Source organism: bacterium (Candidatus Blackallbacteria) CG13_big_fil_rev_8_21_14_2_50_49_14, from assembly GCA_002783405.1.
In the GTDB taxonomy this organism is placed as follows: Bacteria; Cyanobacteriota; Sericytochromatia; order UBA7694; family UBA7694.
In genome coordinates this window covers 217,870-228,721 of sequence record PFGG01000041.1, presented here as the reverse complement: position 1 = coordinate 228,721, position 10,852 = coordinate 217,870, and the positions used below count along the sequence as shown (strand labels likewise).

The 10,852-nt window shown below is 46.8% G+C and carries 9 protein-coding genes; 3 read left to right on the top strand and 6 right to left on the bottom strand.

Annotated features, from left to right (window positions below; genetic code table 11):
- The first annotated feature begins 313 nt into the window (after window positions 1–313).
- The 3 genes from COW20_10265 (at window position 314) to COW20_10255 (ending at window position 2,886) form a co-directional block, all read left to right on the top strand.
- Complete coding sequence (locus tag COW20_10265; GenBank protein ID PIW48461.1) at window positions 314–910, top strand: MBL fold metallo-hydrolase; 597 nt, start codon at window positions 314–316, stop codon at window positions 908–910.
- A gap of 216 nt (window positions 911–1,126) precedes the next feature.
- Window positions 1,127–2,401 carry a hypothetical protein gene (locus COW20_10260; protein ID PIW48460.1) on the top strand — a complete coding sequence of 425 codons (1,275 nt, stop codon included), beginning with the start codon at window positions 1,127–1,129 and terminating at the stop codon, window positions 2,399–2,401.
- 140 nt (window positions 2,402–2,541) lie between these two features.
- Complete coding sequence (locus COW20_10255) at window positions 2,542–2,886, top strand: arsenate reductase (GenBank protein PIW48459.1); 345 nt, start codon at window positions 2,542–2,544, stop codon at window positions 2,884–2,886.
- Between the two features lie 316 nt (window positions 2,887–3,202).
- Here the strand turns inward: COW20_10255 and COW20_10250 are convergent, their stop codons facing one another.
- The 6 genes from COW20_10250 to COW20_10225 form a co-directional block, all read right to left on the bottom strand.
- Window positions 3,203–4,516: a hypothetical protein gene (locus COW20_10250; GenBank protein PIW48458.1), complete on the bottom strand. Its 1,314-nt coding sequence runs from the start codon at window positions 4,514–4,516 to the stop codon at window positions 3,203–3,205.
- Window positions 4,517–4,564: 48 nt separating this feature from the next.
- Window positions 4,565–5,482, bottom strand: a complete 918-nt coding sequence (locus tag COW20_10245) for a hypothetical protein (GenBank protein PIW48457.1) — start codon at window positions 5,480–5,482, stop codon at window positions 4,565–4,567.
- Between the two features lie 129 nt (window positions 5,483–5,611).
- On the bottom strand, window positions 5,612–6,967 hold the full coding sequence (locus COW20_10240) for a hypothetical protein (protein PIW48456.1): 1,356 nt from the start codon (window positions 6,965–6,967) through the stop codon (window positions 5,612–5,614).
- Window positions 6,968–7,089: 122 nt separating this feature from the next.
- Complete coding sequence (locus tag COW20_10235) at window positions 7,090–8,841, bottom strand: hypothetical protein (protein PIW48455.1); 1,752 nt, start codon at window positions 8,839–8,841, stop codon at window positions 7,090–7,092.
- A 29-nt stretch (window positions 8,842–8,870) separates the two neighbouring features.
- The gene (locus tag COW20_10230; protein ID PIW48454.1) at window positions 8,871–9,356 is read right to left on the bottom strand and encodes a hypothetical protein; all 486 of its coding nucleotides are present in this window, start codon (window positions 9,354–9,356) and stop codon (window positions 8,871–8,873) included.
- Between the two features lie 368 nt (window positions 9,357–9,724).
- Complete coding sequence (locus COW20_10225; protein ID PIW48453.1) at window positions 9,725–10,852, bottom strand: glycerate kinase; 1,128 nt, start codon at window positions 10,850–10,852, stop codon at window positions 9,725–9,727.

The window sequence follows — 10,852 nt, the reverse complement described above, 5'->3', positions numbered from 1 at the left end:
GCCTTTATCCGAAAGGCAACACGCATGTCCATGTGGCTTAACCTTGAGTCGCGATCAGAATGCTGCACGTGTGATCTTAAACTGGGCCTTAGAGAGTATTAAGGGTCGGGAACCGGCCCTGTGTGGAGAGAAACTTTTCTCTGTGAAGCACGAAACTCCCTCCATACCCATGCGGGTTGGAGGGATGTAGTTCATTGACCAAGAATTTGAACCGCTTCTCCTTTTGTAAGATGGGGCAAGATCAGCCAAAGCGTTCTCCGATCTCCAGGGTTCGGAGTACAATGCCTTGAAATCGACTGCAAAGAGGTCCCCGATGAAAGCACTACACAGACCTGAGTTTTGGGGCTGGAGCGAATTCAACCCAGAAAGGAACCTGGATTTCCACTCTGTGCTTTGGATTCGTCCCGAGGGCAACTGTGCTTTTGACCCCCTGCCCATGAGCGAACACGATCTGAACCATTTAAAAAGCCTGGGAACCCTCAGGCATATTTTAATCAGCAATTCTGACCATCTGCGCTTTGCGATAGAACTGGCAGAGCAAACAGGCGCAACACTCTGGGGGCCTGCCTCTGAGCCCAATTTGCTGCCCAGACAAATGAATTTAAGCGATGGGCAGGAGCCTGTTCCCGGGCTTAGAGTTTATCAGCTTGAAGGTTCAAAGACTCCCGGTGAACTGGCTTTTTTGATTGACGGCCATACCCTGATTACAGGAGATTTAATTCGTTCCCACCAGGCCGGCAAACTTTGCCTTTTGCCCGAGGCCAAACTCAAAGATAAACAGCAGGCCCAGGCTTCGGTAAGACGCTTTTTGGATTGTTCAGACCTGGAAACAGTTTTAACGGGAGATGGCTGGCCTATTTTTGGGGCGGGTCGGCAAGCGATCCAAGCCCTTGTTGCAGGGTTTACCTAAGCGCTTGGGCCAAGCTTTACTCGCTGTTTTATTCTGGCTGAAAGGGAATACTGATACACACTTGCAGATTATCTTCTCTGCTTGTGCAGGTTAAAGTTTGTCTAAAATAAACCGCTTGCAACAAGATTTGCAAAAACTGAGACTATAATTAAAATATTAATCTTTACGCATCCATTTTTTAAAGCCTGTCCCTATCCATTTTAAGGAGCCTCCTGAATGACCAGACTCGACTTTACCACAGCCGCACAGCCTTTGAGCCGTCTGGGAACTCAACCTAAAGCTCCCCCAGCAATCCAAACTGAAAAACAAGCCCCTCCGCCTGCCCAGCCCACGTTTCAAGCCGACAGCCTGCTCAACTCAGGTGTCAAAGGCAACGCCACCCCCACCCTCTCTTTGGAGCCTGAGCCCCAATTTCTGATGCACAAAGTCAAACGCGGTGAAACCCTGGGCAAACTTGCGCAAAAATATTTGGGCAATGCCAATCGCAATCTAGAGATTTACAAGGCCAATCAGGATGATTTGCAAAATCCCAATGATCTGCGCATTGGCATGGTTTTGAAAATTCCAGTTCCTGCCAGCGCTGAGCCCATTCAAGAAGAACCCGATGCCCCAGAGCCAGCCACGCCCAACGACCCCACAGCTGATGCCTTTACCCTGCGGACCGTGAAACGGGGTGAATCCTTGAGTATTATTGCCCTGCGTACCCTCGGTGATTCTGAACGCTATATGGAAATTTACAAGGCCAACCGCGATATCCTCAAAACACCCGATGCACTGCAACCGGGAATGCAACTGAAAATTCCGCAGCGCAAGGCTGAAGTTCCCCCCCCAGCAAATCCACCTGTTCAGCCCAGCAAACCTGAAACACCGCAAAAGCCAGCCACACCTGAAAAACCAGCGGGACCGAGTGGCCCCAGCGCAGTCGATCATTCCAGCCTGACCCCTGGCGCACAGGAATTGTTCGCAGCCATGCAGAAATACCAGAAGTTTTATGCTGAACGGGGTGTGACCAGCCGAACCAAAACCACTCCCACCCAATTGCGTGAAATCGCAAAAGAACTTGACAGTGCCTCGAAAGCCTTTGGGGTGGATCCCAAAATGATGCTTGCACTTTATGCCCACGAAAGCGGCGGGATCAATCCCGGTGCACGCAGCCATACCGGTGCCGGAGGGCTGGGTCAGTTGACCAGTATTGCGATTCGCCAGGTGCATTTTATGGCAGGAATTGGCAAAGGCGGCAAGGGTACAGCTCCTTATAATCAATACAGGGGCAATTTTATTCAAAATGCCCGCTCCATTCAACAGCGTTACAATATCAAAGCCAATGTCTGGACCTCTGTGGCCTATATGAGTTATGAACTCAATGAGCGGGCCCGTCTGGGCAGAGGCATTGAAAAAGCCTTGAAACGCTACGGCGACCCCAGTGTTTCAACCTATGCCAACAAGGTCAATGATGAATACAAAACCCTCTTTGGTGGCAAACTCTTTTAAATAGCTTTCTATCAAGACCCAAGGCCTGAACAGACACAAAGTCTTGTCTGTTCAGGCCTTCTTTTCTGTATACCGGAAAGCGCTTTGATAGCTTCGCTGTATAATGAAGCATCATCATTCACAGACAATTGGAAATTGAGATGTATACGATATACGGCATTAAAAATTGTTCCACCATGAAAAAGGCCTTTACCTGGCTAGAATCCGAGGGATTGGCGTATACTTTTGTCGATTACGCCAAACAAAAACCCAGTCTTGAAGATCTTCAGCGCTGGCAAGCAGGCTTTGGGGAGTTGCCCGTCAATAAAGCGGGCACCACCTTTCGTAAATTCAAAGAGGCCTATGAAGCCGCCTCTGCCGAAGAACAAGCCCAGCTGCTAATTGCGAATCCCTCTGCTCTCAAACGCCCGATTCTGGAAGGGCCTGGACTGCTATTAAAAAGTTTTAAAGCTGAAGAATGGGCCCATCATTTGATAAAATCCTGATTCAAAAAACAGTCAATTTCAGTTAGCTGTGCAGTTTATAAAAAATCAGACCCTAAAAATTCAATTTAAACTACCCTAAATAACTTATAATTTTCTTTTTTTTTGGTTTTTGATCTTGTCGAATCCTAAAATTTCGAATCAATTGGCGGGTTCAGCCCTGACAGAGATGCGTTCGCTTTACCTGAGCTAACCTCAAGCATGTTTTGAGGACACTGAATCAGCTTGGCCTGAGATTCAGAAGCTTAAACATGCGCTGTGATTCAACAAAAATAAAAGGCCGCTGAAGGATTTTCAGCGGCCTGATCAACTGGGTCGATTAAGCTGGGGCTCCTCCAGCCTTCCGTTTGGCATAGGCCTTGCTAGCCAGAGCAAAGCCCACTCCAATCAAAACCACCACTGTGGTAAAGATCAGCTCAGGCAATTTGACCTGTTTGATCAGCCAGAGCGAAACCCCACAGCCCAATAGAGGAACCAGAATTCCCCCCGGAATTTTAAAACGACGTTCCAGCTCAGGTTGCTTCAGACGCAACCAAATCACCGCGGCACAGGTTGCCCCATACTGGCTGATGACCGCCAGATTGGAGATGTCCACCAGGGCCGCAAAATCCAGCCAAATCGCCATAAAAGCAGTTAAACCGGTGGTAAGCGCAATCGCACGGGCCGGGGTCAGATAGCGCGGATGCACAGCCCGCAACCACTGGGGCAGAAAATGATCCTCTGCCAGAGCATCCAAATAACGGGCAGATCCCATCGCATTGCCTGCACTGTAACCCGTCATTGAAATGGCGGCACCGGCTGCCATCAGGGTCGCTCCCAAAGGCCCCAGGAAAGTGGCGGCGGCATCAGCCAAGGGCTTTTGCGAACCCGCCAGCCCCGGCAGCGTTCCCACTGAAACAATCTGAATCAGGGTATAAAAGAGGGCCACTGCCAAGAGTGAAAAAATCGTAGCCAAGGGTACATCCCGCTGGGGATTTTTGCTTTCTCCGGCAATCACCGGCACCGTTTCAAAGCCCTGCAAGGGCCAAAGCGAAAGAAAAAGCGCTGCCCCCATGGTATTCAGATCAGTCTGCAAAGCCCCCTGAAAATTTCCAGGTTCGAGATGAAACAGACCCACGCCCACAAAAAGAGCAAGCGGCAAAGTTTTAGCAACCGTAAAGAGATTGACCGTAATCGCCCCCATTTTCACACCAAAATAATTGATTGTGCCAAAGCCCAGAATCAAGCTGCAGGCTAAAATTTTGGTCACCAAGACGGTATTAAACAGCGGATGAAAATAGGCAAGCTGCGAGCTGATCGCATTGGCAACTGCAGCCCAACTGAAAATCGAGGTCACCCAGGCAATCCAACCCACAACAAAGCCAATTTTCGCGCCAAAGGCTGTCAGCGCATAGACATAAGCCCCACCATTGCGCCGGGTCAGTCCCGCCATCTCCGCATAGCTAAGTGCAACGGTGACCAATAAAAGACCACAGAGAATAAACGCAAAAACCGAGGTCGGGCCAGCTGATTTCGCCAAGCGGCCCGGAAAGAGAAAAATTCCAGAGCCAATAATGGCATTGACTCCCAGGCAGAGTACATCGGGAAGCGTCAGACGACGGGCCAGTTCAGACATATTGACTTCCTTTTTCATGTCAAAAGGCCGATTCTGAAATCGGCCTTTCAAATTTAAAATCAGTGTTTATTGCTTGATTTTTGTCGTAACGGTGGTTTCAACGGTTAAATCTCCCCCACCCGGTGCTTTCGGAGAAGCATGAACCTGGGTCCCCCCTGCAATATTGCGCAGAGTTTCCAAAATAATATTGGTGGCTGATTGGTAGGAACTGTTGGTTGCGTTCCGCGCAGCAGTCAGTCCATTGGCAGCCTGGTTGCGAATAAATTCATTGCTGGCTTTGTTCTCAATATTGTTCAATTGATTATACGCGCCTGAATAAATCCCTTCCCGGCTCAGGTTATTGATTGAACCATTGCTCATGATCTGTCCACCCAAGCTGCGAACCGCAGTATGCACATTCTGAATCGCATCAGAAGCCAGATGTTTCATATCCCGGTCATTGTTTTTATGTGTGGTTTTAATTAGATTGAGCGTCTTCAGATAGGAGTTCAGACGTTTTTCGGGATCTTTGATCAGTTTGCCCCCATCGAGGGTAGCTGTCACAATATTGCGCAGGTTAGATGACTCACCAGCCAATTCATTCAGTTTGGATAAATATTTTTCGGCCATCCCAGCCACGTCACCGGCATTTTCTGAACCCGTAACGCTGCCATCATTATTCACGCCCCCTATAAACCCAAAATCCAAGGCCTGGTGTAAAGACTTGATCGCCACATCAGCCTGTTGAGTCACTTTTTCATGATAGGATTGCGTGGGCTGAGAAAACAAGTCCTGCATCACAGCAGCTCCACCCGCATCGAATTTTCCAGCCTGAACCTGATCGGCAATAAAGGCTTTGGCAGCTTCTGAAACATCTGCCCCCTTGCCCGTCAATTTTTCTTTGATTTCAATCGCTTCAAACTTATCCACTTTGCCAGGGGAATAGGGATCGTTGAGTGAACGTGAAACCATATCGCGCGCAGAATTTAAACTAAAATTTCCCATGAAGTCCTCCAGGACAGATTTTCGCTTGTCTTTCTATCGTCTTTTTAACCTGAAATCTGAACAGTTGCAAACACAAATTGAAAAAAAACCGTGCGAATGCTCTTCACACGGTTGAGTTTGCGGCAATTGCTATTGGGTAGAGAAAGCGAAAGAAGCGTCAAATCTCACTTCTGGATACATGGTAGTTGCCCCATTGAATTTTTGAATATGCATACTGCTATCCACTTTTAAAGCCACATTTTGAGTTGGCCGATACACCACACCCAGAGAGGGTTTAAAAAAGACACCATCATCGGACATCCCCGCTTCATTGTCGCCGCCATAGGTTTTACTGCCTATCACTTCAGGATGGCTCATCCAATCCAAGAAGGCGTAAGGCGTAAAAGTTCCAAAATCTGTTGGAATAGAATAACCCGCACGTAGATAAAAGGTCTGAACCTGATAATTGGCTTGGGTAATGACATCAGAGGCGCTTAAAGCATCGTTTGATTTGCTTGAATTGGAGCCAAGAAAACGTTGACGCTGTGAAGGCAGCAGCCCGCCATTGCGTACTATATTCAATACGCTTTCAGGATTGCGCTCTCCATTGTGAACCGCATGCCAGTATGCCGCCTGAATATTGAGATTTTCAAAAATCTGGCTTTCCAGAAAACCGCCAAAGACCATATAATTATCCCCTGACATCCAGGGCAAAATCCCACCTCTGGGTGAGCCATTGCCCAGGCCGACAGTTGATGTGCCTTTTCCGCCTGTTATGCTGGAAACAAAACCTGAGGTGCCCAAAATAATAGAGGGATTGCTCAAAGGGGCAAAATCCAGATTGACTTTGCCACGCAAATCCCAACTGAGGGGAAGGGTATTCAAACTGGCCCCTCCTTCGCCATTGTCAGTTGCCAATGCGTAAGCATAGCCCCAGTTATTGATAGTATTCTCTCCGTGTAGCATCAAACTGGTTGTACGCGGTAAAAGCAAATGATCCTGATCAAAGAGTTCGGGGGGTTCTATCCCCAAAATGACGGGAATTTGGTCGAGCTTTTCGTTGTAAAGACCAAATTTCTGATACATCTTCCCAAAGCGAACCTGAAACAAATCTTGATAGAGCTTAAAATTTCCCCAGGCATTCCGAATCTCAAGTCCATTTCCACTTTTCGCAAGGTTGATCAAAATATCGATATTGTCAAACAGATTGGCTTTTCCATAAATATGAAAATTTGGAATCGAAAATTCATAGGGGTCTGATTCAGACTCTGTTTGTCCATTCGCACCGATTCTGGGAATATTGAAAACTTCTTCCAAATTGGCATTGACATAGCCATAGATTACAAATTTCTTGTCAAGTTTTGAGACATCGATATTGAGCAAGCTTTCGATATCCATATCAAAAAATTGATCGGTGGGTGGAGCTTGAGCCACTTCTTGAGCCAAAACGGCTTGGGTCGTGCTGAAGAGAAATAAAAGTGATGCAGCAAGATTTTTAAACCTCATTGAAAATACCCCTTTAATAATCATGTGAACTTACAAATTTTTGGTTGATTCCTTCAGAATCTCTGGTTCAGCAAATCCTCCTTTATCCATCTTTGGAATATGGCTCCTTCTGAAAAGTCCCTTCAAACAAAAACCAGAGTCCGCTCCTCTTGATTTTGTTTTTGAAGCTCTTTCGCCATTTCGGCCAATTCTAAAGCAGATTCATTCAAAGTTTGTGCTCCTTGAGAAGTTACACGTGAAATTTCAACCAGTTGATCGGTACTTTTCAGAATGCTTTGACTGCCCACAACAGCATGTTGAACATTCGAATCAATCGATTGCGTTGTTGCTGCCTGCTCCTCAATAGCAGCAGCAATCATACTTTGTAAATCATTGATTTGCTGAATCATTGAAGTAATGCTCTCAATCGCTCCGACCACTTTGTTCACGTCGTTTTGAATTGCAAATATCTCTTCGCTGATAGAATTGGCCGACGCCGAGGTTTCCTTGGCCAGAGATTTGATTTCACTTGCGACCACGCCAAAACCTTTGCCAAACTCACCTGCCCGCGCGGCTTCAATGGCAGCATTCAGAGCCAAGAGTTTCGTTTGCTCGGCAATGCTCGAAATAAACTGAATGACTTGCCCAATGCTGATGCTTTTTTCCCCCAACTGAGCCACCACTTGATTGGTGATAAGGGACTCTGAAACGGCTTGATTTCCCATTTGATTTACACCGACAACGTGGCGGTTAATTTCTTGAATACTGGCGCGCATTTCTTCCATGCTGCTGGCAATGGTATACAACTCTGTATTCATTTGCTGAAATGTAGCCGAAACCTGAGTCGCTTGCTCAGTGGTCATATCTGCGTTTTGACTCAGTTTTTGACTCAAGGAAGAAAAAACACCAGAGGCTGAGGCTAAGGCTTCAGACTGCTCCATGTCACGTTCCAATTGAACTTTCTCTTTCTCACGTTGTTCGGCATCTTTGAAACGCTGTTCCTCATCTCGTTGGCGTTGCTCTGTATCTTTGCGACGCTGTTCCTCATCCCGTTGGCGTTGTTCGGCGTCTTTGCGACGCTGTTCTTCATCCCGCTGGCGTTGTTCAGCGTCTTTGATTTTTTGAATTTCTTCGCGTTTTTTCTGTTCTGCGATCACTTGCCAATCCAATACTTCTTGGCCCGTTGCCTGTTTTATACCTGCAATCGTCTGGTTGATAGAATCTGCCATCAACCCAACCTCGTCTTTGGAATGGATTTCAAGAACTTGGGTGAGATCTCCTCGGGCCATGGCTTCAATGACTTTGGCTGAAATTTTCAAGGGTCGGCTTACGAGCAGGTCAATCATGAAATACCCGAGCAGCTGAAGGATCAAAATACCCACAAAGGCCAAGACCAACGCAAATTGCGTTGAGGAATTTAACTTCTGTCTAAAATGATCTGAATCGGTCTTTAGATAAACCCTCCCAATCTGCTTCTTTTCAAGCAAAATGGGCAGGGACATTTCTAAGATCCCCCTTTGTTCATCCCAAAGCTTGTTTTCTTGAGGAAGGGTTGGCAAAGGACTTTTTTCAGAACCTTTGCGAAGATACTGTGCAAAAATTTTATTGTCTTGTCGATACACTGCAGCAGCCATTACACCAGATTCAACTTTGAGTGTAGACAATAATTTTTTTGCTTCTTCAGGCGTATCAAACTCAAGAAAGACTGAGGCATTTTCAGAAATTATTCCCCCTAAAACTTGGGTCTGGCGTTCCAAGACAGAATGAAAGGTTGTTTTTTCATTCCAAAGAAAAGCAGTACAAATCAAGGCAATAATCACAGCCGTATTCAAGCCAATAGCAATCAGCAATTTAGCTTTTAATGAAACGGGCAATTGGTTGATCTTTTCGAACATTGAAGACTCCAGTTATGAGTAAAAGAAAATTACTGAACCGATTTCGCTAATTTGAGCAATTGAGCACTGATTCCCAAATTGTTTTTCTTGGCAGTGGTTTGATCCAATGAAAACTGAACTTTACCCCCCGCCACAGAAAAAGACACAATCCCGCCATTTCCGACAGTTAAAATCGGCAGGGATTTAAAATTTCCAGGCACCGCCCCCCCCTCAAAAATAGCAACTTGACAGGCTGTCGCAGACCCCGCGCTGGTCACTGTAAAACTAACGGCCTGTCCATTGATCTTTTGCCCCTTCAATTTTTGTTCCAAGGCACCCGTCATACCACTCGCCCCAATCGCACAAACTTTTAAGGCACCGGAAGAAGGCCATTTGACAAATTTCATAATATTGAAAAGCAAAGCAGCTTTGATAGCATCTTCACTGCCTGCAGCCAGAACAGAGGCTCCCAGGCTCATGCTGCCCACCAAAATCATAAGTGCAGCAATCATTTTGCAAAGGGGCATTGTTTTCATGAGTCAAATCCTTTTTCACTTTTAAAATTGATATAAAGATCAAACTTAAAAACTACAAATCAAGTCCAGGAATCACAATGGAGAGATGAACAGAACTCCCAAGCCAGAACTTTTTTGTCCAAACTCAGAGTCAATCACAACGAGCAAAGTGATTTATTACAATTCACAGGAAAAATCACATCAAATAATATTACAAATTTATGAAAGGAAAAATACATTGTGAACTAATTTACAAATTGTAGCCCTGAAATATCACAGATGCAATAAAAAATTTATAATTGTGTAACAAATAATTGGAGATTCAAATATATAAAAAATAATGAATTACGCCGCTTGAAACAACGGGCATCCTGATCGGCATCCGAAAACTAGATATCCAGTTTCCATTCAGAGGCCAATCGGTAGCCCACTTGATGCAAGGCCTGAAGACTGGCGCGTTTGGAGACAGCACATTGGGGGTTCAGACTGACCAGATCCAGAGTCTGGCGCAGACCTTCAGGGCGATCTTGCAATTGCACGGTCTGACCGGTGACCAAACAGACTGGTTTTTCATATTTTTGACAGGTCTGAATAAGATATTGGGGCCATTTTCCCCAGGCAGACTGCGCATCATAGGCCCCTTCACCCGTGATCACAAGATCTGCATTTGCAATGGCCTGCTCCAAATCAGACTCCTGGATCACCCGTTCAGCCCCTGATTCCAAAATGGCTTGGGTCAGGGCTGCCAGAGCAAAGCCCAGCCCCCCCGCGGCCCCTGCACCAGGCAGGCGGGAACAGTGCTCTGCTGCTGGTAGAATCGGCAGCAGCAACTTCAACCAGGATTGAATCCGTTTTTCCAAGCGCTCAATTTCATGCGCAGAAGCCCCCTTTTGCGCGCTGAAGACGCGAACTCCACCCGCTTCGCCCAAGAGCGGATTGCGCACATCCGCTAAAATGCGAATCACTGGAAAAGCAACTGGGTTGAGAGCTGGCTCGATTTTCTCAAGCAAATCCCAATCCTGAGGAGCACCCGAAAGTAAATTCCCTTGGGCATCGTAAAAGCGATACCCCAGTGCGGATGCCAGCCCCATTCCTCCATCCACAGTGCCACTGGAACCCAAACCCACGAGGATCTCGTGGGGCTGCAGTTTATTTGCCGCCAAAAGCAATTCGCCCAGACCATAACTTGTGAGTTCAAGGGGATGTCGTTTTTCAAGCGGAATCAAATCCAAACCCAGGGCTTGCGCAGATTCAATCCAGGCCCTTTGGCGTGCGGGTTCCCAGCCAAAGCGAGAACTCACCCTTACGCCATGCGGGGCTTGAATTTCAACAGTTTTGAATTCCAAAGCGAGGGGAACCTGCAAGGCCGCCAGCAAACCTTCTCCCCCATCACTGGCAGGAAAGATGCAAATTTCGAATTCATCAGAATAGCTGCGAAAACCCTCTGCCAGCGCTTCACCCACTTCCCGCGAAGTCAGCGTCCCCTTGAATTTATCGCAGGCAAGCAGAACACGCAT

Bases quoted from the DNA above. Each gene is read 5' to 3' on its own strand.
- COW20_10265 (PIW48461.1), top strand. From the start codon at position 314: ATGAAAGCACTACACAGACCTGAGTTTTGGGGCTGGAGCGAATTCAAC.
- COW20_10260 (PIW48460.1), top strand. From the start codon at position 1,127: ATGACCAGACTCGACTTTACCACAGCCGCACAGCCTTTGAGCCGTCTG.
- COW20_10255 (PIW48459.1), top strand. From the start codon at position 2,542: ATGTATACGATATACGGCATTAAAAATTGTTCCACCATGAAAAAGGCC.
- COW20_10250 (PIW48458.1), bottom strand. From the start codon at position 4,516: ATGAAAAAGGAAGTCAATATGTCTGAACTGGCCCGTCGTCTGACGCTT.
- COW20_10245 (PIW48457.1), bottom strand. From the start codon at position 5,482: ATGGGAAATTTTAGTTTAAATTCTGCGCGCGATATGGTTTCACGTTCA.
- COW20_10240 (PIW48456.1), bottom strand. From the start codon at position 6,967: ATGAGGTTTAAAAATCTTGCTGCATCACTTTTATTTCTCTTCAGCACG.
- COW20_10235 (PIW48455.1), bottom strand. From the start codon at position 8,841: ATGTTCGAAAAGATCAACCAATTGCCCGTTTCATTAAAAGCTAAATTG.
- COW20_10230 (PIW48454.1), bottom strand. From the start codon at position 9,356: ATGAAAACAATGCCCCTTTGCAAAATGATTGCTGCACTTATGATTTTG.
- COW20_10225 (PIW48453.1), bottom strand. From the start codon at position 10,852: ATGCGTGTTCTGCTTGCCTGCGATAAATTCAAGGGGACGCTGACTTCG.